This is a genomic window from Microbacterium sp. Ru50 (genome assembly GCF_002920555.1).
Lineage (GTDB): Bacteria > Actinomycetota > Actinomycetes > Actinomycetales > Microbacteriaceae > Microbacterium > Microbacterium arborescens.
On record NZ_PQSV01000001.1, the window covers coordinates 1,420,144 to 1,445,073 of the forward strand.

27 protein-coding genes are annotated in these 24,930 nt (G+C 71.0%); 18 read left to right on the plus strand and 9 right to left on the minus strand.

Going from position 1 to position 24,930, the window contains the following annotated elements; all coding sequences use genetic code 11:
- Positions 1-4 precede the first annotated feature (4 nt).
- The 6 genes from C3481_RS06750 to galE all read left to right on the plus strand — a co-directional run bounded on the left by C3481_RS06750 (position 5) and on the right by galE (position 7,612).
- Positions 5-928 (plus strand): carbohydrate ABC transporter permease, encoded by a 924-nt coding sequence (locus tag C3481_RS06750; protein ID WP_023952517.1) that lies wholly within the window; start codon positions 5-7, stop codon positions 926-928.
- Entirely contained in the window at positions 925-1,803 is an 879-nt protein-coding gene (locus C3481_RS06755; protein ID WP_023952518.1) for a carbohydrate ABC transporter permease, read from the plus strand. The genes C3481_RS06750 and C3481_RS06755 overlap by 4 nt, the downstream gene beginning before the upstream one ends.
- Before the next feature lie 89 nt (positions 1,804-1,892).
- Entirely contained in the window at positions 1,893-3,230 is a 1,338-nt protein-coding gene (locus C3481_RS06760; RefSeq protein WP_064956284.1) for an ABC transporter substrate-binding protein, read from the plus strand.
- Between the two features lie 74 nt (positions 3,231-3,304).
- Positions 3,305-4,843 carry an alpha-N-arabinofuranosidase gene (locus C3481_RS06765; RefSeq protein WP_103841329.1) on the plus strand — a complete coding sequence of 513 codons (1,539 nt, stop codon included), beginning with the start codon at positions 3,305-3,307 and terminating at the stop codon, positions 4,841-4,843.
- Positions 4,840-6,591, plus strand: coding sequence for a beta-galactosidase family protein (locus C3481_RS06770; protein ID WP_103841331.1), 1,752 nt, complete (start codon positions 4,840-4,842; stop codon positions 6,589-6,591). Before C3481_RS06765 ends, C3481_RS06770 begins: the two co-directional genes overlap by 4 nt.
- Positions 6,592-6,631: 40 nt before the next feature.
- Positions 6,632-7,612, plus strand: a complete 981-nt coding sequence (gene galE / locus C3481_RS06775) for a UDP-glucose 4-epimerase GalE (RefSeq protein ID WP_071919438.1) — start codon at positions 6,632-6,634, stop codon at positions 7,610-7,612.
- A gap of 37 nt (positions 7,613-7,649) precedes the next feature.
- On the opposite strand, the gene C3481_RS06780 is transcribed toward galE, so the two are convergent.
- On the minus strand, positions 7,650-8,621 hold the full coding sequence (locus C3481_RS06780) for a LacI family DNA-binding transcriptional regulator (protein WP_088380964.1): 972 nt from the start codon (positions 8,619-8,621) through the stop codon (positions 7,650-7,652).
- A 64-nt stretch (positions 8,622-8,685) separates the two neighbouring features.
- Here C3481_RS06780 and galT point away from each other — a divergent pair, with 64 nt between their 5' ends.
- The gene (galT, locus tag C3481_RS06785) at positions 8,686-9,846 is read left to right on the plus strand and encodes a galactose-1-phosphate uridylyltransferase (protein WP_036305144.1); all 1,161 of its coding nucleotides are present in this window, start codon (positions 8,686-8,688) and stop codon (positions 9,844-9,846) included.
- Positions 9,843-11,033, plus strand: coding sequence for a galactokinase (galK, locus tag C3481_RS06790; protein ID WP_064956256.1), 1,191 nt, complete (start codon positions 9,843-9,845; stop codon positions 11,031-11,033). The genes galT and galK overlap by 4 nt, the downstream gene beginning before the upstream one ends.
- 75 nt (positions 11,034-11,108) lie before the next feature.
- On the opposite strand, the gene C3481_RS06795 is transcribed toward galK, so the two are convergent.
- Genes C3481_RS06795 through C3481_RS06820 form a run of 6 tightly spaced genes read right to left on the minus strand, consistent with a single transcriptional unit; the run spans position 11,109 to position 13,608 of the window.
- Positions 11,109-11,279, minus strand: a complete 171-nt coding sequence (locus C3481_RS06795; protein WP_023952533.1) for a CsbD family protein — start codon at positions 11,277-11,279, stop codon at positions 11,109-11,111.
- A gap of 56 nt (positions 11,280-11,335) precedes the next feature.
- Positions 11,336-11,950, minus strand: coding sequence for a hypothetical protein (locus C3481_RS06800; RefSeq protein WP_023952535.1), 615 nt, complete (start codon positions 11,948-11,950; stop codon positions 11,336-11,338).
- Entirely contained in the window at positions 11,947-12,531 is a 585-nt protein-coding gene (locus C3481_RS06805; protein WP_023952537.1) for a hypothetical protein, read from the minus strand. Before C3481_RS06805 ends, C3481_RS06800 begins: the two co-directional genes overlap by 4 nt.
- Positions 12,528-12,923, minus strand: a complete 396-nt coding sequence (locus C3481_RS06810; RefSeq protein ID WP_023952538.1) for a hypothetical protein — start codon at positions 12,921-12,923, stop codon at positions 12,528-12,530. The genes C3481_RS06805 and C3481_RS06810 overlap by 4 nt, the downstream gene beginning before the upstream one ends.
- The gene (locus C3481_RS06815) at positions 12,920-13,111 is read right to left on the minus strand and encodes a DUF2273 domain-containing protein (protein ID WP_023952539.1); all 192 of its coding nucleotides are present in this window, start codon (positions 13,109-13,111) and stop codon (positions 12,920-12,922) included. Before C3481_RS06815 ends, C3481_RS06810 begins: the two co-directional genes overlap by 4 nt.
- Complete coding sequence (locus C3481_RS06820; RefSeq protein WP_023952540.1) at positions 13,108-13,608, minus strand: Asp23/Gls24 family envelope stress response protein; 501 nt, start codon at positions 13,606-13,608, stop codon at positions 13,108-13,110. The genes C3481_RS06815 and C3481_RS06820 overlap by 4 nt, the downstream gene beginning before the upstream one ends.
- A gap of 139 nt (positions 13,609-13,747) precedes the next feature.
- Here C3481_RS06820 and C3481_RS06825 point away from each other — a divergent pair, with 139 nt between their 5' ends.
- Genes C3481_RS06825 through C3481_RS06850 form a run of 6 tightly spaced genes read left to right on the plus strand, consistent with a single transcriptional unit; the run spans position 13,748 to position 18,804 of the window.
- Complete coding sequence (locus tag C3481_RS06825) at positions 13,748-14,320, plus strand: RNA polymerase sigma factor (protein ID WP_023952541.1); 573 nt, start codon at positions 13,748-13,750, stop codon at positions 14,318-14,320.
- A 14-nt stretch (positions 14,321-14,334) separates the two neighbouring features.
- Positions 14,335-14,907, plus strand: coding sequence for an Asp23/Gls24 family envelope stress response protein (locus C3481_RS06830; protein WP_237049111.1), 573 nt, complete (start codon positions 14,335-14,337; stop codon positions 14,905-14,907).
- Positions 14,904-15,224, plus strand: a complete 321-nt coding sequence (locus C3481_RS06835; protein ID WP_103841333.1) for a hypothetical protein — start codon at positions 14,904-14,906, stop codon at positions 15,222-15,224. The genes C3481_RS06830 and C3481_RS06835 overlap by 4 nt, the downstream gene beginning before the upstream one ends.
- A 48-nt stretch (positions 15,225-15,272) precedes the next feature.
- Entirely contained in the window at positions 15,273-16,520 is a 1,248-nt protein-coding gene (locus tag C3481_RS06840; protein WP_064956260.1) for an N-acetyltransferase, read from the plus strand.
- Positions 16,517-18,022: a carboxylesterase/lipase family protein gene (locus C3481_RS06845; RefSeq protein WP_103841335.1), complete on the plus strand. Its 1,506-nt coding sequence runs from the start codon at positions 16,517-16,519 to the stop codon at positions 18,020-18,022. The genes C3481_RS06840 and C3481_RS06845 overlap by 4 nt, the downstream gene beginning before the upstream one ends.
- A 26-nt stretch (positions 18,023-18,048) precedes the next feature.
- On the plus strand, positions 18,049-18,804 hold the full coding sequence (locus C3481_RS06850) for a hypothetical protein (RefSeq protein ID WP_071918550.1): 756 nt from the start codon (positions 18,049-18,051) through the stop codon (positions 18,802-18,804).
- A gap of 12 nt (positions 18,805-18,816) precedes the next feature.
- On the opposite strand, the gene C3481_RS06855 is transcribed toward C3481_RS06850, so the two are convergent.
- Positions 18,817-19,866 carry a biotin/lipoate A/B protein ligase family protein gene (locus tag C3481_RS06855; RefSeq protein WP_023952552.1) on the minus strand — a complete coding sequence of 350 codons (1,050 nt, stop codon included), beginning with the start codon at positions 19,864-19,866 and terminating at the stop codon, positions 18,817-18,819.
- Between the two features lie 100 nt (positions 19,867-19,966).
- Between C3481_RS06855 and C3481_RS06860 the strand changes: the two genes are divergently transcribed.
- Together C3481_RS06860 and C3481_RS06865 are read left to right on the plus strand one after the other, a co-directional pair.
- Positions 19,967-20,713: an ABC transporter ATP-binding protein gene (locus tag C3481_RS06860; protein ID WP_023952554.1), complete on the plus strand. Its 747-nt coding sequence runs from the start codon at positions 19,967-19,969 to the stop codon at positions 20,711-20,713.
- Complete coding sequence (locus C3481_RS06865; protein WP_083990622.1) at positions 20,710-22,125, plus strand: FtsX-like permease family protein; 1,416 nt, start codon at positions 20,710-20,712, stop codon at positions 22,123-22,125. The genes C3481_RS06860 and C3481_RS06865 overlap by 4 nt, the downstream gene beginning before the upstream one ends.
- A gap of 22 nt (positions 22,126-22,147) precedes the next feature.
- Here the strand turns inward: C3481_RS06865 and C3481_RS06870 are convergent, their stop codons facing one another.
- On the minus strand, positions 22,148-22,993 hold the full coding sequence (locus tag C3481_RS06870) for an alpha/beta fold hydrolase (protein ID WP_023952556.1): 846 nt from the start codon (positions 22,991-22,993) through the stop codon (positions 22,148-22,150).
- An 83-nt stretch (positions 22,994-23,076) separates the two neighbouring features.
- On the opposite strand from C3481_RS06870, the gene C3481_RS06875 reads away from it, so the two are divergent.
- Together C3481_RS06875 and C3481_RS06880 are read left to right on the plus strand one after the other, a co-directional pair.
- Positions 23,077-23,535, plus strand: coding sequence for a MarR family winged helix-turn-helix transcriptional regulator (locus C3481_RS06875; RefSeq protein WP_023952558.1), 459 nt, complete (start codon positions 23,077-23,079; stop codon positions 23,533-23,535).
- A gap of 8 nt (positions 23,536-23,543) precedes the next feature.
- Positions 23,544-24,884 carry an MFS transporter gene (locus tag C3481_RS06880; protein ID WP_258039039.1) on the plus strand — a complete coding sequence of 447 codons (1,341 nt, stop codon included), beginning with the start codon at positions 23,544-23,546 and terminating at the stop codon, positions 24,882-24,884.
- The last annotated feature ends 46 nt before the right edge of the window (positions 24,885-24,930 follow it).

Genomic DNA, 24,930 nt, shown 5'->3' on the forward strand with positions numbered 1-24,930 from the left:
GACGATGACGACCACTACGGCACCCCCTCCGGCCGTGCGCACCGCACGGAAGCGGCGGCGCGTCAGCGTCGAACAACGCGGATGGCTCTTCGTCGGCCCGTTCGCCGTCGTCTTCGCGCTCGTCTTCCTCGCGCCCCTCGCCTACGCCCTCTACCTCAGCTTCTTCCGCGAGCAGATCGTGGGCGGCAACGCATTCGTCGGTTTCGAGAACTATCTGACGGCTTTCGCCGACCCCAAGCTGTGGGACGGCTTCCTCCGCGTGCTGCTGTTCCTGCTCATCCAGGTGCCGATCATGCTCGTGCTCGCGCTGGCCGCCGCCCTCGCGATCGACAGCGCGCGCCTGCACGCATCGGGCTTCTACCGGATCATCATCTTCCTGCCCTACGCCGTCCCCGCCGTCGTCGCGGTCCTCATGTGGGGCTACATCTACGGCGACCAGTTCGGTCTCGCCGGCAACATCAACGACCTCCTCGGCGCACAGGTCCTGCGACCCTTCCTGCCCGAGTGGATGATGGTCTCGATCGGCAACATCGTCACCTGGCAGTTCGTCGGCTACAACATGCTGATCTTCTACTCGTCGCTCAAGACGATTCCCGGCGAGCTGTACGAGGCGGCATCCCTCGACGGCGCCGGTGCCTGGCGCACGATCCTCTCGATCAAGATCCCGGCACTGCGCGGCTCGATCGTCATCGCCACGATCTTCTCGATCATCGGCAGCTTCCAGCTCTTCAACGAGCCGAACATCCTCAAGCCCCTGGCCCCGAACACGATCACGACGTTCTTCACGCCGAACATGTACGCGTACAACCTCTCGTTCGCCGGCCAGCAGTACAACTACGCCGCCACCGTCGCGATCATCATGGGCGTCATCACGGCGGTCATCGCCTACGTCGTCCAGTTGCGCGGATCCCGTCAGGAGATGCGATGACCGCTCCCGCCCTCGCCCGCAGCACGCCGTTCGCCCGGCGGAAGTCCGTCGTGCTCACCGTCGTGATGAGCCTGTTCATCCTCTACACGCTGCTGCCGCTGTTCTGGCTGGTCATCAACGCGACCAAGACCCAGGGCGACCTGTTCACGACCTTCGGCCTCTGGTTCGGCGACAGCTTCAACCTGTGGAACAACATCGTCGACACGTTCACCTACCGCGACGGCATCTTCCTGCGGTGGCTCGGCAACACGCTCCTCTACGTGGTCGTCGGCGCGGGCGGTGCGACGGTTCTCGCGACGATGGCCGGCTACGGCCTGGCGAAGTACAACTTCCGCGGCCGCAAGGCGGTCTTCGCCGTCGTCATCGGCGCCGTGGCCGTTCCCGGCACCGCCCTCGCGGTCCCCACGTTCCTCATGTTCAGCCAGCTGGGCCTGACCAACACCCCGTGGGCGATCATCATCCCCTCGCTCATCAGCCCCTTCGGCCTGTACCTGATGTGGGTGTTCGCGAGCGACGCCGTCCCCACCGAGCTGCTCGAGGCGGCCCGCATGGACGGCGCCAGCGAGATGCGCACGTTCTTCACCATCTCGACGAAGCTGCTCATGCCCGGCATCGTCACGGTGCTGCTGTTCGCGGTCGTCGCGACCTGGAACAACTACTTCCTCCCGCTCATCATGCTCAGCGACCCCGCCTGGTACCCGCTCACCGTCGGGCTCAATCAGTGGAACGCCCAGGCCACGGGAGCCGCGGCCCAGCCGATCTACAACCTCGTGATCACCGGATCGCTGCTGTCGATCATCCCCATCGTCGTCGCCTTCCTCCTGCTGCAGCGCTTCTGGCAGTCCGGCCTGAGCGCCGGCAGCGTCAAGCAGTGAGCGCACCCCCAGACCCCGTATTCCGCACCACCTGAATCAACAACGACCCGAATCCACAACAACGAAGTGAAGGAACTCCCATGACACCCATGCGCAAGGGATCGGCGCTGCGTCGCGCCGCATCCGTCGTGGCCCTGACCGCAGCCGCCGGCCTCGTGCTGGCCGCCTGCTCGTCCTCCGGCCCCGCCGCGGGCAGCGGCAACCCCGACGACCTCGACGCGGCCCTGAAGGCCGGCGGCGAGATCACCTACTGGTCGTGGACCCCGTCCGCCGAGGCGCAGGCCGAGGCGTTCATGAAGAAGTACCCCGAGGTCAAGGTCAACGTCGTCAACGCGGGCACCAACACCGAGGAGTACACCAAGCTCCAGAACGCGATCAAGGCCGGCTCGGGCGCCCCCGACGTCGTGCAGATCGAGTACTACGCCTTCCCGCAGTTCGCCCTCACCGACGGGCTGCTCGACCTCGCGCCCTACGGCTTCGGCGATCTCGAGAGCGACTACACCGCCTCGACGTGGAACTCCGTCGACTTCGACGGCAAGATCTACGGCCTGCCGCAGGACTCCGGCCCCATGGCGCTGTTCTACAACAAGGCGGTCTTCGACCAGTACGGCCTGACGGTCCCGACGACGTGGGACGAGTACATCGCCACCGCGCGTCAGCTCACCGCCGCCGACCCGACGAAGAAGATCACGAACGACACCGGTGACGCCGGCTTCGCCACCAGCATGATCTGGCAGGCGGGCGGGCAGCCCTTCTCGGCCGACGGCACCGACGTGACGATCAACGTCGCCGACGAGGGCTCGAAGAAGTGGGCCGACACCTGGAACACGCTCGTCGAGGACGACCTGATCGCCAGCACCCCGAGCTGGAGCGACGAGTGGTTCAAGGGCCTCGGCGACGGCTCGATCGCGACGCTCGTCATCGGGGCCTGGATGCCGGGCAACCTCGAGTCGTCGGTCGCCGACGCCTCCGGCGACTGGCGCGTGGCCCCCATGCCGACCTACGACGGCACCCCGGTCTCGGCCGAGAACGGCGGCGGCGGCCAGGCGGTCACGAAGCAGAGCGAGAACCCGGCCCTCGCCGCCGCGTTCCTCAAGTGGCTGAACAACGACGAGGAGAGCCTGACGATCTTCGCCGAGAGCGGCGGCTTCCCCTCGACGACGGCGCAGCTCGAGTCGGACGAGTTCCTGAACAAGGCGCCCGAGTACTTCGGCGGCCAGAAGATCAACGAGGTGCTCGTGCAGGCGGCCAAGGACGTGCGTCCGGGCTGGCAGTACCTGCCCTTCCAGGTGTACGCGAACAGCATCTTCAGCGACACCGTCGGGCAGTCCTACGCCTCAAAGTCCGACCTGAACGAGGGCCTCGCCACGTGGCAGGACCAGCTCGTGCAGTACGGCAACGACCAGGGCTTCACCGTCAACAAGTGACGCCCGACGAGGGGCGGGTCGCATCGAGCTTCGGTCCGGCCCGCCCCTCGCCATGTCCCCCCAGGAGAAGAGCAATGACCTCCCCCACCCGCATCTCGCTCGACACGTCCGCCCCGGGCCCTGTCGTACCCCGGCGACTCTTCGGCACCTTCGTCGAGCACATGGGACGCTGCGTGTACGACGGCATCTTCGAGCCGGGTCACGCCACGGCCGACGACGCCGGCTTCCGCGGCGACGTCCTCGAGCTCGTGCGCGAGCTGGGCGCGACGGTCGTGCGCTACCCCGGGGGCAACTTCGTCTCGGGCTACCGGTGGGAGGACGGCGTCGGCCCGCGCGACCAGCGCCCCGTGCGCCTGGATGCCGCGTGGCACAGCACCGAGACCAATCAGGTCGGGCTGCACGAGTTCGCCGCGTGGGCCGAGCAGGCCGGGCTCGAGCTCATGGAGGCCGTGAACCTCGGCACGCGCGGCGTCGCCGAGGCCGCCGATCTGCTCGAGTACGCCAACCACCCGGGCGGCACCGCGCTGTCGGAGCGCCGCCGCGAGAACGGGCGCGCCGAGCCCTTCGGCATCCGGCTCTGGTGCCTGGGCAACGAGATGGACGGCCCCTGGCAGATCGGCCACAAGACCGCCGAGGAATACGGCCGCCTCGCTGCCGAGAGCGCCCGGCTCATGCGGTTCATCGATCCCGACGTCGAGCTCGTCGCCGCGGGCAGCTCGAACCACGAGATGCCGACCTTCGGCGAGTGGGAGCGCACCGTGCTCCGCCACACCGCGGGACTCGTCGACCACATCTCCGTGCACGCCTACTACGAAGAGACCCCGGGCGACCCCGCGAGCTTCCTCGCTTCCGGCGCCGCCCTCGACGCCTACATCGGCGAGGTCGCCGACATCATCGACGAGGTGCGCGCCGAGCGCGGCATCACGACCCCCATCGGCATCAGCGTCGACGAGTGGAACGTCTGGAACCAGACCCGGTGGAACGAAGTGGACAAGCCCGAGGTGTTCACCGGCGACTGGCCCGTCGCTCCGCGCCTCATCGAGGACGACTACACCGTGACGGATGCCGTCGTCGTCGGGTCCCTCCTGATCACGATGCTTCGCCGCGCCGACCGCGTCTCGATGGCGAACCTCGCGCAGCTCGTCAACGTCATCGCGCCGATCCGCACCGAGCCGGGCGGCGGCGCCTGGCGGCAGACCACCTTCTTCCCGTTCCAGCTGACCGCGGCCGCGGCATCCGGCCATGTCGTGGTCCCGGTCATCGACACCGGCGTCATCCCGACCGCGCGCTACGGCGACGTGGGCGCCGTCGACGCGGTCGCGACGATCGCGGGCGACGAGCTGTCGATCTTCCTCGCGCATCGGGGACTCGACGCCGAGACGCCGGTCACGATCGACCTCGACCGCTCGGCCGCGCGCGCCGAGGCGCTCGTGCTGACCGTCCCCGCGGGCGGCGACCGGCACACCGTCAACACCGCATCGTCGCAGCCCGTCGCCCCGGCATCCCTCGCCGTCGAGGTCAGCGACAGCGCTGTGACCCTGACCCTTCCCCCGCTCTCCTGGGCGCGCGTGAGCGTGCGCCTGAACCCCGGAACGAATCGAGTGACCGCGTGACGACCTTCAGCATCGGCGAGACCGACTTCCTCCTCGACGGGCGCCCGCACCGCGTCATCGCGGGAGCTCTGCACTACTTCCGCATCCACCCCGACCACTGGGCCGACCGCATCCGCAAGGCACGGCTCATGGGGCTCAACACGATCGAGACCTACGTCGCCTGGAACGCCCACGAGCCGGTGCGCGGCGAATGGGATGCCACGGGCTGGAACGACCTGGGGCGCTTCCTCGACCTCATCGCGGCGGAGGGCATGCACGCGATCGTGCGCCCCGGCCCGTACATCTGCGCCGAGTGGCACAACGGCGGACTTCCCGTGTGGCTCACGAGCACGCCCGGAATCGGCCTGCGCCGCTCCGAGCCGCAGTACGTCGAGGCGGTCAGCACCTACCTGCGGCGCGTCTACGAGATCGTGGCGCCCCGCCAGATCGACCGCGGCGGCAACGTCGTGCTCGTGCAGATCGAGAACGAGTACGGCGCCTACGGCTCCGACCACGACTACCTCCGCACGCTCACCGAGCTCACCCGAGCCTGCGACATCACGGTGCCGCTGACCACGGTCGACCAGCCCGAGCCGCACATGCTCGCCGCCGGCACGCTCCCCGACCTGCACACGACCGGATCGTTCGGCTCGCGCGCCACCGAGCGCCTCGCGACGCTGCGGGAGCACCAGCCGACCGGGCCCCTGATGTGCTCGGAGTTCTGGGACGGCTGGTTCGACTGGTGGGGCGGGGTGCACCACACCACGGATGCCGCCGCCTCGGCATCCGAGCTCGACGCCCTGCTCGCCGCGGGAGCCTCGGTGAACATCTACATGCTCCACGGCGGCACGAACTTCGGCACCACGAACGGCGCCAACGACAAGGGCCGCTACGCCCCCATCGTCACCTCGTACGACTACGACGCACCGCTCGACGAATCGGGCCACCCGACCGAGAAGTACCACGCGTTCCGCGAGGTCATCGCCCGCTACGCCCCGGTGCCCGACGAGGTGCCGCCCGCGCGGCCCGCGGCCCCCGTGCTGTCGGTTCCGCTGCGGGCGACGGGCGACTGGCTCCCCGCGGCGGGTTCCGGCGCGGGCGCGGCGGTCACTCCCCCGACGTTCGAGGAACTCGGACAACTCGGCCCCCTCGTGCGCTACGACATCGCGCTGCCCGCCGAGGCGTTCGGAGATTCAGACAGCGCCGTGCTCGCCGTCGCCGAGGTCCGCGACCTCGCCTGGATCGCCGTCGACGGCGCACCCGTCGGCCGCCTGCAGCGCGCGCTGCACGAACGCTCGCTGCCGATCCCGCGCGGGTCGCGGCTGACCGTGCTCGTCGAGGATCAGGGGCGCGTCAACTACGACGTCCGTCTCGGCGAGAACAAGGGCCTCGTCGGCCCCGTCGCCCTCGGCGGACGCGAGCTGACCGGCTGGTCGGCGCAGCCCGTCGGCCTCGCGGCCGTCGCCGCCGGCATCCCCGCTGCTTCGGAGCAGACGACGGCGGGACGCACCGGTCTCGCGGGCACGTTCGACCTCGACGCGCCCGCCGACCTCTTCCTCGACACGGATGCCTGGAGCAAGGGCTTCGCATTCGTCAACGGCTTCTTCCTCGGGCGGTACTGGCGCAACGGCCCGCAGCGCACCCTGTACGTGCCCGCTCCCGCGACGCGTGCCGGGGCGAACGAGATCGTCGTCGTCGAGCTCGAGCACGTCATCGATCCCGTCGCCGCGTTCGTCGCCGCGCCCGACCTCGGCCACCGCGAGGAGTGAGCGCGAGGAAGCCCCGCCGCGATCGGGCAGGATGGATGTCATGAGCTGGATGGTCACCGGTGGTGCTGGATACATCGGCGCGCATGTCGTGCGCGCCCTCGCCGCGGCGGGTCTCGACCCCGTCGTCCTCGACGACCTGTCGAGCGGTCACGCCGGGTTCGTCCCCGAGGGCGTGCCGTTCGTCCGCGGCTCGATCCTCGACCGCCCGCTCGTCGAGGGCGCCCTGCGCGAGCACGGCGTCGAGGGCGTCATCCACGTCGCCGGCTACAAGTACGCCGGCGTCTCGGTGACGCGCCCGCTGCACACCTACGCGCAGAACGTCGAGGGCACGCGGATCGTGCTCGAGGCGATGGAGACCGCGGGCGTCGACAAGATCGTGTTCTCCTCCAGCGCCGCCGTCTACGGCACTCCCGACGTTCCGCTCGTCACGGAGGACCTGCCCAAGCGCCCCGCATCGCCCTACGGCGAGTCGAAGCTCATCGGCGAGTGGCTGCTGCGCGATCAGGCGGTCGCGACGGCGGGCTCCCCCGCACCCCTGCGCCACACCTCGCTGCGCTACTTCAACGTCGTGGGTTCGGGCGACCCGTCCGTGTACGACACGAGCCCGCACAACCTCTTCCCCATCGTCTTCGAGAAGCTGATCGCCGGCGAGACCCCGCAGATCAACGGCGACGACTACGACACCGAAGACGGCACGAACGTGCGCGATTACGTCCACGTCGCCGACATCGCCGCCGCCCACGTCGTCGCGGCCCAGCGCCTCGCGGCCGGAGAGAACGTCGAGCCGGCCTACAACCTCGGGTCGCAGAACGGCCTGTCGGTCCGCGAGATCATGGACGCGATGGCCCGCGTCACGGGCATCGACTTCACCCCGAGGATCGGCCCGCGTCGCCCCGGCGACCCCGACCGCATCGTCGCCACCGGCGAGCTCGCCGCCCGCGACCTCGAGTGGGCCAACCGCTACTCGGTCGACGAGATGGTGCGCACCGGCTGGGAGGCGCGCCGGGCGGCATCCGTCTGACCGGACCCACATGCTGAGCTGAGCTCACGCGGGCGCTTCACCTCAGCGCAGAGCTCGCGCGGACGACGAGCTCGGTGGGCATGGTGTGCGCCGGGGCCGTCGAGCCCGACTCGATGACCTCCACGAGCGCCTCGACGGCACGTGCGCCGAGGGCGTCGAAGTCCTGGCGGACGGTCGTCAGCGGCGGCCGGTACTCCGCGGCATCCACCACGTCGTCGAATCCGACGACCGCGACGTCGTCCGGCACCGCGCGACCGGCGTCGCTGAAGGCACGGAGCAGGCCGAGCGCCATCTGGTCGTTCGCGGCGAACACCGCGGTGGCATCCACGAGCGCCGCACCGGCCGCGTGACCGCCGCGTGAGGTCCAGTCGCCGCGGACGACCTCGGGTACCGCCGCATCCGCGTCGATCAACGCCTCGCGCCACCCGCGCTCGCGTTCTTGAGCCGCGAACGAGGCTGCGGGCCCCGCGAGGTGGTGCACCGTCGTGTGCCCCAGCTCGAGCAGGTGCTGCGTCGCCTGTCGGGCGCCTCCCGCGTGGTCGGTCTGCACGATGGCGAAGCGGTCGTCGGGGGGCGAGTCGACGACGACGAGGCGGAGGTCGGCGGGCGGTGCGGTGTCGCGAGCGAGCCGCGTCGCCTCGTTGAGCACGATCGCTCCGTCGACGCCCTGGTCGCGCAGCTGGGCGAACGCCTCCGCGATGTCGCGCGCACCGGCGACCGTCACCACGGCCAGGGCGTAGTCGCGCTCAGCCGCCGCGTCGGCGATGGCCTGCAGCATGCGGGAGTTGCCGACCGAGGCGAGGGTCGAGACGACGAGGCCGATCGTGCGGGTCTGGCCGGTGCGCAGCGCCCGGGCGGCGCGATGCATGCGGTAGCCGAGCGTCGCCATGGACGCCTCGACCCGGGCACGCGTCGCGGGATCGACGCGCGGGCTGCCGTTGGCCACACGCGAGACGGTCTGCGCCGAGACGCCCGCGTGAGCCGCCACCTGGGCCATCGAGACGCGCATGCCGGTCCTCTCGTCGGGGTGTGTTGACGATATCACGGCCGGAATGTAGCGTGTTATCGTGAACATCAGCGCCCCTCCCGCCGTGCCGCTCGGCGCGGGCGTCGTCAAACGCTCCACGCGCCTCGACGACGGCCGCGAGCTTCTCTACTACGACGACCCCGACACGACGCTCGGCCCCGAGCGCGCCGTCGACGCCCGCACCCTCGACCCCCGCCCGGAGACCGCGACGATGCGGCAGGACATCCTGACGGGCGACTGGATCTCGATCGCGGCATCGCGCCAGAACCGCGCCTTCCTGCCCCCGGCCGAGCTCGACCCGCTCGCCCCGCAGACGCCGACCAACCCCTCCGAGATCCCGTCGCGCTACGACGTCGCCGTCTTCGAGAACAAGTCGCCGTCGTTCGGCCCCGCCCTCGCCGAGGCGTTCGGCGGCGCACCCGCGGCATCCGACCCGCCCCGCGGCATCGATGACCTCGCGCACCTGGGCCTCGGCCGCACCCGCACGAGCGTCGGACGCACCGAGGTCGTGTGCTTCTCCCCCGAGCACGCCGGATCCTTCGGAACCCAGACGGTCACCCGCGCCCGTACCGTCATCGAGGCGTGGGCCGATCGCACGGCCGCGCTGTCCGCGCTCCCCGGCATCGAGCAGGTGTTCCCGTTCGAGAACCGCGGCGAGGCGATCGGCGTCACCCTGCCGCACCCGCACGGGCAGATCTACGCCTACCCGTACATCACACCGCGCACGACGCGCCTGCTCGACTCGATCGACCGCACGGCTCCCGATCTGTTCCAGCGCATCCTCGAGTTCGAGCAGGCGGGTCCCCGGGTCGTGCTCCGCGGCGAGCACTGGACGGCGTTCGTCCCGTTCGCCGCGCGCTGGCCGATCGAGGTGCACCTCCTGCCCCACCGGCACGTCGCCGACTTCGCCGAGACGAACGAGGCCGAGCGCGACGAGCTCGCCCCGCTCTACCTGCGATTGCTGCGCGGGATCGACGCACTGTACGAGACCCCGACGCCGTACATCGCGGCATGGCACCAGGCACCGGTCCGCCACGCCCGCGACACCGCCCGCCTGCACCTGCAGCTGACGAGCCCGCGCCGCGCAGCCGACAAGCTCAAGTTCCTCGCCGGGTCCGAGGCCGCCATGGGCGCCTGGATCGGCGACATCCCGCCCGAGACCGCGGCTGCGCGTATTCGCGAGGCTGTAGAAGGAGTGACCCTGTGACCGACACCGATCCGCGCACCGACGCGCGCGACCTGCTGGCCTCCCTCGGCGCGACCGCGACGAGCGAATGGTCGGCCCCGGGCCGCGTCAATCTCATCGGCGAGCACACCGACTACAACGACGGCTTCGTGTTCCCGTTCGCCACTCCCCACCGCACGCACGTCGCGCTCGCCCCCCGCACGGACGGGCGCTTGCGGGTCATCTCGACGTTCGACACCGTGCCGGTCGAGGTCGCGATCGCCGACCTCGACGCGATCTTCCCGACCACAGGTGGCGAGCACGCCGTGCCCGAGTGGTCCGCGTACCCGCTGGGCGTCGCCTGGGCACTGATCCAGGCCGCCGGCGCAGACCCGACCACGCTGACCGGCGCCGATCTCGCGTTCGCGTCGAACGTGCCGGTCGGCGCGGGCCTGTCGTCGTCCGCCGCGATCGAAGGCGCCACCGCCTCGGCGCTCAACGAGCTGTGGAGCCTCGGACTCGACCGCGTCGCGCTCGCCCAGGTCGGCCGTCGCGCCGAGAACGAGGCCGTCGGAGCGCCCACGGGCATCATGGACCAGATGGCCTCGATGCTCGGTGAGCCGGATGCCGCGACGTTCCTCGACTGCCGTTCGCTCGAGACCGACGAGGTCGAGCTCGGCTTCGCCGCCGCGGGGCTGACGCTGCTCGTGATGGACACCAACGTCAAGCACGCGCACTCCACGGGTGGCTACGGCGAGCGCCGTGCCTCGTGCGAGAAGGGCGCGCAGCTCATGGGCGTCCCGATGCTGCGCGACCTGTCGGTCGACGACCTCGACCGCGCCGCCGGCATCCTCGACGACGTCACCTTCCGCCGCGTCCGCCACATCGTGACCGAGAACCAGCGCGTTCTCGACACCGTTCGCACCCTGCGCGAGCAGGGGCCGCGGGCGATCGGATCGCTGCTGGACGCCTCGCACGTCTCGATGCGCGACGACTTCGAGATCTCCGTGCCCGAGCTCGACCTCGCCGTCGAGACGGCGCGCGGCGCGGGCGCCATCGGGGCCCGGATGACCGGCGGCGGCTTCGGCGGCGCGGCGATCGCGCTCGTCGAGACCGGTGCCGTCGACGCGGTGGCCGGCGCCGTCGAGAAGGCATTCGCGGATGCCGGCTACGCGGCTCCGACGATCTTCTCGGTCAGCCCGTCGGCGGGCGCGCGCCGCGACGGCTGATACCGCGCCCGACAACCACGCACGCACGACGAGAGGGGGATGCCGGCCCGGCACCCCCCTCTGCGTTCACGCGACTTACTTGAAGGCGTCCTTGACGTCTTCGCCCGTCTTCTTCGCCTCGGCCTTGACCTGGTCGGCCTTGCCTTCGGCTTCGAGCTTGTCGTTGTCGGTCGCCTTGCCGATGGCCTCCTTCGCCTTGCCGGCGATGTCCTGGGCGGCGTTCTTGATCTTGTCGTCGAGACCCATGATGGGCTCCTCTCCTTCGGTGGTGACGCCCCGGGCGGGGCTGTGGACGTGTGCGGTCAGGACAGGCGGCGCTGGTCGTGCGCCAGCTTCGCGCGCAGCCCCGTGTGGATGGAGATGTAGGTCGTGAGCTGCTGACCCGTCAGAGTGCCGAGGTTGCCGACGAGACGCTCGACGGTCTCGGCCACGTGCAGCGGCGAGGTGTTCTGCCGCGGAGTGACGCTGACGTGCAGCACCGGCTGCTTCTTGATGTCGTTCGCGGTGACACGGGCGCTGAGGATCTCGTCGCGGTCGGCGAGCGCGTTCTTCAGCGCGTCCGCCGCGAATCCCTCGGTGACCGTGATGCGGCCGAGGTCGCTCTCCGCACCCGTCGCCCGGAGTGCGGTCCGGCGGCGGCCGTGGATGCTGCGCACGACCAGAACGATCAGCAGCACGACCAGCAGCGCGAGCGCGGCGAGCACGCCGACGGCGAGCCAGGTGAGGCTCGTGCCCGCGATGACGGTGGCATCCCACGCCTGCTTCGCCCAGTCCTCGGCCCCGGACCCGACCGAGGTCCAGGTGTCGGCGGCTGCCGGCCACACCGCGCCGGCGATGATTCCGCCGCCGACGACGACGAGCACCAGTCCCAGGATCAGGAGGATCGTGCGGTTGACCGCGCGATTGGTGTTGTTCATGCGTTCTCCTCCTGTTCGCGGGGCCGCTCGACCCGCACCGCGGTGCGCAGCTTCGACGCGAGCCGATACGACTCCAGCTCCGCGTCCGCCAGGGCGCGGACCTGCGTCTCGTCGACGGGGACTCCCACCGCGGGGGTGAGGGTCACATCGACCGAGCGGTGGCCGACACCGACCCGCACCTGGTCGCGGGGCAGTCCGCTCTCGTCGCTGACCCGCTGCGCGATCGCCGAGGCGATCACGCCGTTGTCGGCGACGACGGCGCTCTCACCGACGACGAGCTGGTGCTTCGACAGGCGGCCCGGGGCGACGGCGAGCGCCACGAGGATGACGCCGAGCACCGCGATGACCGCGCCGATGGCGACGCTGACGCCGACCGGTACCTCCGTCGGGAGTCCGACGACCCACCCGAAGGCGGCGGCGGGACCGAGGAGAAGGGCCGGCTGACCGGCGAGGTTCAGCACGATCTCCGTACCGACGTAGACGAGCGCGAGGATGACGAGGACGACGGCGACGATCATCGCGACGGTGCGCGGCGAGTGCGTCTCACGCCGCACGACGCGGCGCAGCACGGGACTGCTCATCGGACTCTCCTCCTTGCGGGTGTCGTGGCGCCGATGACGGTGATGTCGACGCGCGTGACGGGCTTCCCCAGCACGCGGCCGAGCTCTTCCTGCACGCGGCGCTGGGCCTCACGGGCGATGTCGACGACGGCTCCGGCGGCTCGCACCGCTTCGGTGTCGTCGAGCGACGGGACGGGGAACGGCGCCTGGATGCGGACGGCCACCCCACCCCGGTGATCGGATGCCGTGACCGACACACGGTCGACGTCCACGCCGATGACCTGGGATGCGATCTGCTCCGAGACCTTCCGCACCACGCGCTCGCGCACATCGACCCGTCCGGCGAGACCGGACGCCCCGCCGGTGGCGGCCGTGACGCCGCCACCGGGACGGATGGCCTCTGCGACGGTCATGACGAGGTGCGCCGCCCGGTCAGCACGTCGGCCAGCCCGCGGACGTCGAGCTTGCCGGACGCGATGCGGCCGACCGCGGCACCGATCGCCATGAAGAGGGCGACGAGGAGGAATCCCCAGAAGCCGAACAGCAGGGCGGCGGCGGCGAGGATGGCGCCGATGAGCGCACCCGAGACGGTGGCGCTCATGCGACGCGCGACTCGGACTCGTCGTCGTCGTCAGCGCCGGCGATGTGCACGTCGTTGACCTCGACGTTGACCTCGACGACCTCGAGGCCCACGAGTCGGCTGATGGCACCGGCGACGGCGGCACGGACGTTGTCAGCGACCTCCTGGATCGGCGCGGGGTACTCGACGACGATCGTGAGGTCGGCTGCGGCCTGGGTCTCGCCGACCTCGACCTTGACGCCCTGCGACAGGTCGGTGGCGTTGATGGCGTCGCGGATCGCACCGAAGGCGCGGGCTCCGCCGCCACCGAGGGCGTAGACGCCGGCGACCTCACGGGCTGCGATGCCGGCGACCTTCGCCACGACGCCGTCGGCGATCGTGGTCTTGCCCGCGGCATCGGTGTCGGCCGGGACACGCGACGACGAGAACGTGCGGTCGACGCGCGAAGCCTGCGGCGCGGCGGCCTGCGACTTCGTGGTCTCAGCAGCGGGGGCGGTGTTCTTCTGGTCCTCAGCCATGACGTTTCCTTATCTGTCTGCGTTGTCCGATGCAAGCTCTCGGCTCGTCATTCGGTGAGCGTTACGTTCGCTCTACAGATAAGAGGGCGGCTCATCCGGATTCGTCACAAAAAAGTTCGAGAAGTTTTCTGGGGGAACGATGCGAGCCGAAGACAGCGGGTCGAACCCCGACCTGCAGGCCGCGCCCGACGGCATCCTGGCGGCCCGAGCCGCCTCCGGAGACGCCGATGCCTTCGACGTCCTCCTTCATCGGCACACCCGCATCGTCCGCGCCTACGTGTACCGCATCGTCGGTACCCTCTCGGAGACCGACGACGTCGTGCAGGAGGCCTTCCTCACCGCGTGGCGGCAGCTGTCCACCTTGCGCGACCCGAACGCCGTGAAGGCGTGGCTGATGAAGATCGCGAGCCGCGAGGCGTATGCGCATCTCAGGAAGCGCCCCGACCATGACACACTGGACGGATTCGACAGAGCCGCGGAGGCGGGTCTCCTCCCCGAGGCCGCTGCCATCCGCAACGCACAGTTGCAAGCGCTCTCTCTTGCACTCGATGCGCTGCCGGAAGCCCAACGCCGCTGCTGGCTGCTCCGAGAAGTCGGGTCGCTCAGCTATACCGAGATCGCAGAAGAGATGAACCTCCCTCTCAGCACCGTTCGAGGAAACCTGTCCCGCGCCCGCGCCAGCATCACGATCCAGATGGCGGGGTGGCGCTGATGGATGCCGATGGCATGACTCTCGAGTGCGGCAAGACGATCGACGAGATCAGCGACTACCTCGACAGCGGTCGCTCGCCGTACGACCCCGAGATCGAGACCTGTCCCGACTGTCTGAACGCCCTCGACGCGCTCGAGCGCGCGGGGCGGTTGTCACGCGAGCTCATCGCGGCGGATGCCGCGGAGATGCCCGAGCCCTCGGAGAACTGGTTCCACGGCGTGATGAACGCGGTGCGGGCCGAGCTGCGGGCCGGGCGCTCGATCCCGCTCTCGCATCCCGATCCCCGGGTCTCGATGACCGTCACCGAGGGAGCCGTGCAAGCTCTCATCCGCGCCAGCGGCGACGCGATCGACGGCGTCTTCATCGGCCATTCGCGCATCATCGGCGACGTCGAGGTGCCCGATGCGCCGATCGCCGTCGACATCACCGCGTCGGTCGCGTGGGGCGAGTCGCTGCCGACCGCCGCCGGAGCGGTCCGCCGGGCGGTGTCCGACGCGCTCGCCCACCACACCGAGCTGAACGTCACCGCCGTCGACGTCACCGTCGAAGACCTCCACCGTCCCTTCCCGCCCAAGGACACCGCATGATCGAGCCCGTCTCCATCGTCGACCCGTCGGCTCCGCGCCCCCTCGTCGAGGTGCCCGGGGTCAGTGCCGTGCACGACCCCCGCCCGCCGCTGACCCGCGTGCTGGGAGCAGCGGCATCCGCGCTCCACCGAGAGACGGCGGCACCGATGAACGGCGTCCTCGTCACGGCCGATGGCGAGGTGGTGACCGCTGCCGCTGCCATCTCCGTCGCCGCATCCGCACGCACCCCCGAGGTGGCCCGCGCCGTCGCCGACGAACTGTGCGCGCAGCATCCGACGGCCGACCGAATCACGGTGCAGGTCCGCCGCATCGCCTGACCCGCGGTTGCCTCACCGAGGCGCCGCGGAGTCCGCTAGCTTCGGACTGTGTCTGCGACCGTCTCCGTCTCTCTCCGCCCCGCGGGTCCCGATGATCTTCCCGCTGTCCGGGAACTCGACAGGCTGTGTTTCCCGCCCGGGCGCGACGACGTCGAGCCCGCTCACCCGGGCGAGCTCGAGAGCGCCTTGGCGGGTGAACAGATCACGCTCGCCGTCATCGGCGACTCCGTGGTGGGGATGCTGCAGACCGAACGACTCGGCCCCGAGCACGTCTACCTCGCCGCGTTGGCCGTTCATCCCGACCACCAGCGCGCCGGGATCGGAGCGCGGCTCGTCCGGCACTTCTCCGACACGGTGAAGGGGATGTCGCCGCGGCCCTCGGCCACGACGGTGACCAGCCCCAGGAACGTCGCGATGATCGACCTGCTGACCCGGAGCGGCTTCGTCGGATCGCGCGGCATCCACGCCTACTTCGGTCCGAGCAAGGACCGTCTCTACTTCCAGCTGAAGAGCCGGCAGCTGGTCGCCGATCCCGACGACCGCGTCCTCGTCCCGGTGGCGGCGACCGATCACCTGTTCGATCTGCTGAGCGCCGACGCGAACGCCGTGACCAGCGTCATCAAGAGCGTGCAGGGGACGTTCTTCGAGGTCTCGACCTTCGAGGTCGAGGACCGACCCGGCCTGCGCGCCGACGAGACGTCCGTCAGCACGGGTGAGGCGGGCGCCGTCCTGGCGGCACTCACCTTCCTGCTCGGCTTCTCGCTGACGATCACCGACTTCTCCGAAGCGCTGCGGATCTTCCTGCTGGTCGCCACGATCCTGACTCTGGGAGCCACGCAGGTCTACGCGAACGCGTCGGGCTCGTTGTCGCGCCTGCAGGACGATCAGTTCGGCCTGCATATGAAGTGGGGCAATCTTCTGCTCGAGTTCGGCGGGGTCTATCCCCTCGTCCTGGTGCTGCCGGCCGTGTTCGCCGACGCCTCCGACAACGCCGGGCTCTCCCTCGCGACCGCGATCGTCGTCGCCGTCCTCGTCCTCGCGTACGAGGTGTCACCGTTCTCGATCAGCGGCCGGTACCGACGCAACATCGTGTTCTACGCGCTCGCGGTGGTCACAGCCGCGGCCCCGGTCGCCGCCGCGCCACTGCAGGCGCTGACCGGGCGCGACACCGCATGGGTCGTCCTGACAGCTGTCATCCTCATCGTCCGCTTGGCGTATCTCATCCCCGCCGGCCGGCAGGAGCTCGGCGCCCGAACCCGCCCCCGGCTGATGCGTCGCGCCCGGAGGACGCGATGAGCGCCGCAGCGGGGGAAAGCGGTGGCGGGAACCTCGTTCGCGCCACCGCGGCGGGCCGCGTGCGCGGCACGCGTCGCCACGACGGAACCCTCGTCTTCCTCGGCGTCCCGTACGCGCAGCCGCCGACCGGCGCACGGCGCTTCGGCGAGCCCGTGCCCGTCGAGCCGTGGGACGGCGTCCGCGACGCGACCGCCTACGGACCGACGCCGCAGCGCGGTGACCACGGCGACACCCTCATCCCCGAGCCGTCGATCCCCGGCGACGACACCCTGTCGGTCAACGTGTTCGCGCCGGACTCGTCCGGCGAGGCGGGCACCGTCGCACGGCATCCCGTTCTCGTCTACATCCACGGCGGCGGTTTCGTGCAGGGCTCCCCCGCGAGCCCCTGGTACGACGGCGGCTCGTTCGCGCGGGCGGGCATCGTCGTGGTCACGGTCTCGTACCGCCTCGGCTTCGACGGCTTCGGCCTCCTCCCCGGCGCCCCGACCAACCGCGCCGTGCGCGACTGGATCGCTGCCCTCGAATGGGTGCGGGCGAACGTCGCCGTGTTCGGAGGAAACCCCGATGACGTGACGATCGCCGGTCAGTCCGCCGGCGGCGGCGCGGTGCTCACTCTGCTCGGGATGCCCGATGCCCAGCACTTGTTCCATCGCGTGCTGTCCATCTCTGCGGCCCTGACGAACGTGCCGCCCGCCCGGGCGGCGACGGCGACCGGCCGGCTCGCGGCGCGCCTCGGGATCGCCCCGACCCGCGAGGCGTTCGCCGGCGTGGACGAGCTCACGGTGCTCGGGGCGCAGCAAGCGCTGGAATCGGAGCGGCACGGCAGCATCATCGCCTCGGTGCGCTCGCGGCTCGCCGACGGGCTCACGTGGGGACCGGTCGTCGACGGCGAGCTCATCCCGCGCCCGACCCTCGATGCGCTCGCTGCCGGCGTCGGCGCGGACAAGTCGCTCGTGCTCGGCACGACGGACGACGAGTTCACGATGATCACCGACGGGGTCGCCGGCCCGCTGCGTCTCGTCCCGCCGGCGCTGGCGCTTGCCGCACTCGGGGTCGGCCATGCGATGCGCTGGCGCTACATCCGCGACAACCGTACGCAGCGACGACTCGGCACCGCCGCATTCCTCGGCCGCTACGCCACCGACCGCATCTTCCGCGACACCGTGCCCCTCGTCGCCCGGACCCGTGGCGGTTCTTCGACGTGGGCCTACCGATTCAGCTGGCCCTCGCCGACCAAGCGCTGGGCGCTGCACTGCCTCGATGTGCCGTTCTGGTGGGACGCCTTGGGCGCCGACGGCGTCGCGAAGCTTGCGGGGCCACAGCCGCCGCAGGAGCTGGCCGACGCGATGCACGGCGCCGCCGTGTCGTTCGTCCGGACCGGCGGTCCGGGCTGGCCGCGATGGACGCCGGACGAGCGGACGACGCGGATGTTCGGCGCCGCGCCGTCGGTGCCGACGGTCGTGGCCGACGGTTACGCATCGGTGCGAGCGCTCGTCGGTTGACGGGGTGCGGGTGAGAGCAGAAGACGATGCCTGAGAGCTCCGCCGCCTCCGCGGCCCGCGAACTCGTGGAGTCCGGGCGCGGATTCGACGCCGCGCTGATCGAGCGCGCCGCCTTCGCCGACGAACCGGCGGTCCAGGAACTGCTGGATGCGTCGGACGAAGAGCGCCGCCGGCCCGTCGGCCGCCGGTCGATGTTCCGCTCACTGGGCGTCGCACTGCTGGAGTTCCTACCGATCATCGCCGCCGGGGTCGTCGTGATCCCCGCCCGAACGGCATCCGACCTGACCGTGCCGACCCTCGTCGCCGGTGCGCTGGCGATCGTGGCGGCGGCATCGCGTCCGATGCTGTGGCGACAGTTGGCGAGCGGGCGCGCCGAGGCGAGCGGTTCCCAATTGTCCATCAATGCCGTCTCGGTGCTCTTCGCCGCGTTCGCGATCATCATCGTCGCGCTGCGCTCCGATGACACCGGCGCCCCCGGCCTCATCATCGGCGCCTTCGCCGTGCAGGGCATCGCGTCCGCCGTCACCGTCGCCGCCATCGTCCGAGCCGGGCGTCGCGCCGGGGGGTCTTCGGCTCCGCGGACGGGAGTCGAAGCCCTGCGCGCCGCCGTCGGCGCACTGCCGGGCTCACGACAGGAACAGGCACGGGAAGACATCGCCACCGCATTGCGCGTGGCGGTCGACGGCGGCATCCTGAGCGAATCGGATGCCGCCACCCTGACGCGGGCGCCGCTCGGCGGTCTCGCCCGAGCCCACTGGGCTTTGTCGCAGACGCGCCGCTGACGACGCCGCGGGTCAGGGAACGCGCTTGAGCCAGGCGTCCGTCGCGAACTTCGACTCGACGAGCGCTTCGGCCTCGGCGTACTCCTCGTCCGAGATCGTGCCGGGAACCGCGCCGTAGCGCTTCGAGAACACCTCGATGAACCGCTCGATGATCGCGTCGCGCGGCAGACCCGTCTGGCTCCGCAGCGGATCGACGCGCTTGGCGGCCGAGACGGTGCCCTTGTCGCTGAGCTTCTCGCGGCCGATGCGCAGCACCTCGGTGAGCACCTGCCCGTCCATGTCGTACGACAGCGTGGCGTGGTGGAGCACCCCGCCGTTGGCGAGACGCTTCTGCGCGGCGCCGCCGATCTTGCCCGAAGGCGAGGCGATGTCGTTGAGCGGCTGGTACGTCGCCTCGATGCCGAGCGAGCGGAGGGCCTCGAGCACCCAGTCGTCGAGGAAGGCGTACGAGTCGGCGAAGGTCAGCCCGGCGACGAGGGATGCCGGCACGTACAGCGAGTACGTCACGATCGAGTTCGCCGCCATCATCATCGCGCCGCCGCCGGAGATGCGGCGCACGACGTCGAAGCCGTGCTTCGCGGCGCCCTCGGGGTCGACCTCGTTGCGGTACGACTGGAACGACCCGATAACGACGGCCGATTCGTTCCACTCCCAGATGCGCAGGGTGGGGTTGCGGCGCCCGTCGCCGACGCGGGTGGTGAGGACCTCGTCGAGCGCGAGATTCATGCTCGGCGACACGGCGCGGTCGTGGACGACCTCCCAGTCGAACTCGCGCCAGCCCGGGGCGGTGATCATCGCGCGGCGAACCGCGGTGCCGACCGACTCGGGAGTGAAGCCGAGCAGTTGCGCGCCGTCGGGCAGCGCCGAACGGACGGCGGCCGCGATGGTGGCAACATCCGACTCCTCGGGCAGGCCCGTCACGGCCGCATCGATGTCGGCGAGCGCGTCGTCGGGCTCGAGGAAGAAGTCGCCCGCCAGGTGGAAATCGGCGATGCGGCCATCGCGCACCTCGAGGTCGACGACGACCAGCTTTCCTCCGGGGACCTTGTATTCGCCGTGCATGCGTCCAGCCTAGGACCGGGCGGAGGATCGGTCGCCCGATGGATGCCGTTACACCTCGCGACGGACGACGGCGCGGGCCCCGCTCGGAAGAGTGGATGACATGAACCCCACCATCGACTCCGCCCCCGTCCTCGAAGCCCGCGGGCTCGTGAAGCGCTACGGGCCGCTCACCGCGCTCGACCGCGTCGACCTGACCGTCCGCGCCGGCGAGGCCGTCGCGATCATGGGCGCATCGGGGTCGGGAAAGACGACGCTCCTGCACTGCCTCGCCGCGATCATCGCGCCCGATGCCGGCTCCGTCCGCCTCACCGCTCCCGGTACGGCGCCGCGCGAGCTCGTCGGGATGCCCGATGCCGACCGGTCCGCGGTCCGGCGCAGCAGCCTCGGCTTCGTCTTCCAGGACCACCTGCTGCTTCCCGAGCTCACCGCCGTCGAGAACGCCGCGCTGCCGCTGCTTCTCGTGGGCACGGCCCGCGCGGCCGCCGAGGCCCACGCCGCGGCGTGGCTGGGCGCGCTGGGACTCGCGGGCATGGAGAACCGTCGCATCGGCGAGCTCTCGGGCGGACAGGCGCAGCGCGTCGCCATCGCCCGGGCTCAGGTGACCGGCGCTCCCGTCGTGTTCGCCGACGAGCCGACCGGAGCCCTCGACTCCACCACCTCGGCGGAGGTGCTCGACGCGCTGCTGCACGCCACGACCGGTCAGGGACGCAGCCTCGTGGTCGTCACGCACGACGCGGAGGTCGCGCGCCGCTGCGACCGCGTCCTCCGGATGCGCGACGGGCGCATCGTCGACTCGTCTGCCGGCCCCGCGCGTGCGGGCGCGGCCGCCACCGGGGCGACCCGATGAGCGCCGTCGTCGCGACCGGTTCGCTCCCGCAGCCTCCCGCTCCGCTCGCGCACGCCTCCGAGGCGCCGGGCGGCATCGGCCGCGTCGCAGCTCTGACGATCCTGCTCGCCCGGCCGGCGCGGCAGGGGTCGGCGGCGATCGTCCTGCCGCTGACGGCGTTCGCCGTGACGACGATGCTCATGCTGATCGTCGCGGGCGGCACGCGCATGTTCCTCACCGACCCGCGTGCGGGCGAGATGGCCTTCCTCTACGGCGTGCTCAGCGTCCTGGCGCTCATCCTCCTCGCCGTCCCGACGGCGACCCTCGGGGCTGCCGCCGCCCGCCTGTCGAGCCGCCGCCGCAACGACCGCCTCTCGACGCTGCGGCTCCTCGGGGCCACGAACACGGAGGTCGGAGCGATGGCGGTGGGCGAGGCATCCGTCGTCGCGTTCGCCGGTGCCGTCGTCGGCGCCGCCGCCTACGGCGTCGCGTTGCCCCTGGTCGGGCTGCTCCCCTTCTTCGGCGGGCCCGTCGGCGCCGCCGCGGTGTGGGCGGGGTGGCCGATCGTCCTCGTCGTCGTCATCGGGGTCGGTCTCATCGCCACCGTGAGCGCGGCGGCGAGCCTGCGTCGCGTGCGGCTGACCCCTCTCGGCGTGCGCCGCCGCACCGAGGCGCCGCCGCGACGCACCCGGACCCTCGTGATCTCCGCGATCGCGATCGTCGCCGTCGGCACCATCGTGGCCCAGTTCAGCAGCGTCAGCGCAGTCCTGGCCCCCGCTGCGTCGATCGTGGTGCTGCTGGCCCTGTTCGCCGGCGCCCTCGCGCTGGTCAACCTCATCGGGACTCCGATCGTCGCGGCGCGCGGACGGTCGATGGCGCGGCGCGCCCGGACGGCTGCTCAGCTCATCGCCGGCCGCGAGCTCGCTGCACACGCCCCCACCGCGTGGCGCCGCGTGTCGAGCATCGCGATGATCTCGTTCATCGCGGTCGTCGGCGGCAGCGGAATGGCGCTGACCGAGATCGCCGGCGACGAGCCCGGGATGACGCTGTTCGCCGACATCCGCACCGGCGTCCTCGTCACGCTGGGCGCGGGCTTCATCCTGCTCGCCGCTTCGGTGGGCGTCAGTCAGGCGGCGTCGGTGCTCGACGACCGCGAGCTCATCGTGGGCCTCGACCGTCTCGGTATGGAACCCGCCGAGCTCGCCCGGGCACGTCGCATCACCGTGATGCTGCCCCTGCGCTGGGCGGCCGCCGGCGGGGCCGTCGTCGGGGTGGCGCTGGCCCTCCCGATCGTGGGGATCAGCCTGGTCGTGGCGCCGCTCACGATGGCCGTCATCGCGGCGACCTTCGTCGCGGGCTTCGGCGCGGTCGCGCTGGCGCTCCTCGCGTCACGCCCGCTCGTCACGGCGATCCGGCGCGGCCCCGCCCGGTGACCCCGACGCTCGCTTCCCCGGCTCAGCCCCGCGGGAAGCGAGCGTCGAGCCACGCGAGCAGATCGGCCTGCACGTCGCCCCGCACCGCCTCGTTGAAGATCTCGTGGCGGGCACCCGGGTACACGAGTGTGGTCACGTCCGTCAGACCCGAACGCGTGCGGTATGCGTCGGCGAGACGGTGGACGCTCCGCGGGCCGCCGACGGTGTCGTCGCGCCCGACCATGAGCAGGACCGGGACGTCGACCCCGAGGTCGCGACGCGGCCGGCCGATGAGCTTGAGCGTCTCGACGGGGCCGAACAGTCGGGGCAGCGCTGTCGTCGTGGTCAGTGGGTCGTCGAGGAAGCTCTGCTGCACGGCGACATCCGTGCTCAGCCACTCGACGCCGTTCGCGCCGGGCGCCTTCCACGGCGCGTTCAGGTCGCCGGAGTTGAGCGATCCGGGCCAGCGCAGCGCCGACCCCGAGAGCACGAGTCCGGCGTAGGCGTCCGGCCGGTCGTCGAAGAGCATCTGCGCGAGGAACGATCCCCACGAGTGGCCGAGGAGCACGATGGGCGCCCCGGGATGGTCGCGCTCGATGATGCGGGTCAGCTCGGCGCACGCGTCGCGCGCGGCGTGCAGTCCGCCCCGGCCGAGCTTGCCGAGCTTGCTCGGGTCACCGTGCTGCCGGATGCCGGTGCGTCCATGGCCGCGGTGGTCGTCGGCGTAGACGGTGAAGCCGGCGGCGGTGAGCACCTCGGCCAGCTCGGCGTAACGGCCCGCGTGCTCGCCGACGCCGTGCAGCAGCTGCACGACCGCCCGCTGCGCACCCTGCGCGGGATGGATGTCGTAGACGATCGCGACCCCGTGCGCGTCGGTGAACTCGGGCATGCGGCGAGTCTACGTTTTCGGCCGTCGCATTCCGGACACCACAGACCGTTAGCAAGACTAATGAGCTAAGCTAAACATCACAGATGAGCACCTCCTCCCCCGCCTCCGCCCCGCCGTCCGCCATCGATCTCGCGCACGACGCGACCGACCTCCGCATGGCGACCTTCCGCCTCGCACGGCGACTCCGCGCGCAGCGCGCCGTCGATTCGATGAGCGACGGGCAGTACGCCGTGCTCGCGAACCTGCACGTGCACGGTCCGCACACGCTCGGCGAGCTGGCGGACCGCGAGCGCGTATCGGCGCCGTCGATGAACCGCACCGTCAACCACCTCGAAGAGCTCGGCTACCTGACACGGACGCCCGACGACGGCGACCGTCGCAAGGTCAACATCGCCCTCACCGACGAGGGCCGCACCGTCGTGATCGAGACGACCCGCCGTCGCGACTCCTGGCTCGAGCACGCGCTGGAAGAGCTCGAACCGGCCGACCGTGAGACTCTGGCCGCCGCCGCCGTCATCATGCGGGCGGTGGCCGACCGATGAGCTCTGCGATGTTCCGCTCCTTCTCGGTGTTCAACTACCGGGTGTGGTTCTTCGGCGCCCTCGTGTCGAACGTCGGCGCGTGGATGCAGGCCACGGCGCTCAGCTGGGTCGTCCTCACCGGCCTCACCGACAACGACGCGGGAGCGATGGGCGTCACGATGGCGCTGCAGTTCGCGCCGCCGCTCCTGCTCGTCGGCGTCACCGGGTGGGTCGCCGACCGTTTCGACCGGCGCCGTCTGCTCGTGGTCACGCAGAGCTCGCTCATGCTCGTCGGGCTGATCATCGGCACGCTCCTGCTCACGGGTGTCATGACGCTTCCGCTCATGTACGTCTTCGCGTTCACGCTCGGCATGATCTCGGCCTTCGACAATCCGGCACGTCAGGCGTTCGTCTCCGACATCGTCGCGCGCGAGATCGCGGCCAACGCCGTCGCGCTCAACGCGGCATCCTTCAACGGTGCGCGCATGATCGGCCCTGCAGCTGCGGGCATCGTCATCGTCGCGGTCGGCACCGGCTGGGTCTTCTTCATCAACGCGGCGACGTTCCTCGCGATGATCGTCGCGCTCTTCCTCATCCGGCCGGGCGAGCTCATCCCGCGCGTGACCTCGCCGGGCGCGGCTCGCCTCGCCGACGGCTTCCGGTACGTTCGCGGGCGCCCCGACCTCATGGTCACTTTCGCGATGGTGTTCCTCCTCGGCGCCTTCGGCATGAACTTCCCGATCTTCGCGTCGACGATGGCGATCGAGTTCGGACGCGACGCCGACGGGTACGGCCTCCTCAGCTCGATCCTGGCGATCGGGTCCCTCGCCGGCGCCCTGATGGCGGCCCGTCGTGAGCGGGCGCGCATCCGCGTCGTGATCCTCGGCGCCGGACTCTTCGCCGTGGCCGCCGCGGTGTCGGCCTTCATGCCGGATTACTGGCTGTACGCGGTGACGCTGATGTTCACGGGCTTCGCGGTCGTGACCACCCTGACCACGGCCAACGGCTACGTGCAGACGACGACCGACCCGGCCCTGCGCGGCCGTGTGCTCGCGCTGTACATGGCGATCCTCATGGGCGGCACCCCCATCGGCGCCCCGATCGTCGGATGGGTCGCCGACCAGTTCGGGCCGCGCGCGGCCATCGGTCTCGGTGCCGTCGCCGCCCTGGTCGCGTTCGGCGTCGGGGTGACATGGATGCTCGTCTCCGGACGCGTCCACCGCTCGAGCTCGCGCCGGTTCGCGCTCTCGCTCGACGAGACGCGCCCGATCTCGGTCGTCGCGCCCGAGGAGTTCAGCGACGAGGTCGCCGGAACGACGCCCATCCCGCTGCCCGACGCGGCCACCGAGCGCCCCCGCCGCACGCGCTGAGGCCCCCGCCGGCGCCGACCCGCGCCCGAACCCGATACATCCGTCG

Bases quoted from the DNA above. Each gene is read 5' to 3' on its own strand.
- C3481_RS06750 (WP_023952517.1), top strand. From the start codon at position 5: ATGACGACCACTACGGCACCCCCTCCGGCCGTGCGCACCGCACGGAAG.
- C3481_RS06755 (WP_023952518.1), top strand. From the start codon at position 925: ATGACCGCTCCCGCCCTCGCCCGCAGCACGCCGTTCGCCCGGCGGAAG.
- C3481_RS06760 (WP_064956284.1), top strand. From the start codon at position 1,893: ATGCGCAAGGGATCGGCGCTGCGTCGCGCCGCATCCGTCGTGGCCCTG.
- C3481_RS06765 (WP_103841329.1), top strand. From the start codon at position 3,305: ATGACCTCCCCCACCCGCATCTCGCTCGACACGTCCGCCCCGGGCCCT.
- galE (WP_071919438.1), top strand. From the start codon at position 6,632: ATGAGCTGGATGGTCACCGGTGGTGCTGGATACATCGGCGCGCATGTC.
- C3481_RS06780 (WP_088380964.1), bottom strand. From the start codon at position 8,621: ATGCGCGTCTCGATGGCCCAGGTGGCGGCTCACGCGGGCGTCTCGGCG.
- C3481_RS06795 (WP_023952533.1), bottom strand. From the start codon at position 11,279: ATGGGTCTCGACGACAAGATCAAGAACGCCGCCCAGGACATCGCCGGC.
- C3481_RS06800 (WP_023952535.1), bottom strand. From the start codon at position 11,950: ATGAACAACACCAATCGCGCGGTCAACCGCACGATCCTCCTGATCCTG.
- C3481_RS06805 (WP_023952537.1), bottom strand. From the start codon at position 12,531: ATGAGCAGTCCCGTGCTGCGCCGCGTCGTGCGGCGTGAGACGCACTCG.
- C3481_RS06810 (WP_023952538.1), bottom strand. From the start codon at position 12,923: ATGACCGTCGCAGAGGCCATCCGTCCCGGTGGCGGCGTCACGGCCGCC.
- C3481_RS06815 (WP_023952539.1), bottom strand. From the start codon at position 13,111: ATGAGCGCCACCGTCTCGGGTGCGCTCATCGGCGCCATCCTCGCCGCC.
- C3481_RS06820 (WP_023952540.1), bottom strand. From the start codon at position 13,608: ATGGCTGAGGACCAGAAGAACACCGCCCCCGCTGCTGAGACCACGAAG.
- C3481_RS06825 (WP_023952541.1), top strand. From the start codon at position 13,748: ATGCGAGCCGAAGACAGCGGGTCGAACCCCGACCTGCAGGCCGCGCCC.
- C3481_RS06830 (WP_237049111.1), top strand. From the start codon at position 14,335: ATGACTCTCGAGTGCGGCAAGACGATCGACGAGATCAGCGACTACCTC.
- C3481_RS06835 (WP_103841333.1), top strand. From the start codon at position 14,904: ATGATCGAGCCCGTCTCCATCGTCGACCCGTCGGCTCCGCGCCCCCTC.
- C3481_RS06845 (WP_103841335.1), top strand. From the start codon at position 16,517: ATGAGCGCCGCAGCGGGGGAAAGCGGTGGCGGGAACCTCGTTCGCGCC.
- C3481_RS06850 (WP_071918550.1), top strand. From the start codon at position 18,049: ATGCCTGAGAGCTCCGCCGCCTCCGCGGCCCGCGAACTCGTGGAGTCC.
- C3481_RS06855 (WP_023952552.1), bottom strand. From the start codon at position 19,866: ATGCACGGCGAATACAAGGTCCCCGGAGGAAAGCTGGTCGTCGTCGAC.
- C3481_RS06860 (WP_023952554.1), top strand. From the start codon at position 19,967: ATGAACCCCACCATCGACTCCGCCCCCGTCCTCGAAGCCCGCGGGCTC.
- C3481_RS06865 (WP_083990622.1), top strand. From the start codon at position 20,710: ATGAGCGCCGTCGTCGCGACCGGTTCGCTCCCGCAGCCTCCCGCTCCG.
- C3481_RS06870 (WP_023952556.1), bottom strand. From the start codon at position 22,993: ATGCCCGAGTTCACCGACGCGCACGGGGTCGCGATCGTCTACGACATC.
- C3481_RS06875 (WP_023952558.1), top strand. From the start codon at position 23,077: ATGAGCACCTCCTCCCCCGCCTCCGCCCCGCCGTCCGCCATCGATCTC.
- C3481_RS06880 (WP_258039039.1), top strand. From the start codon at position 23,544: ATGTTCCGCTCCTTCTCGGTGTTCAACTACCGGGTGTGGTTCTTCGGC.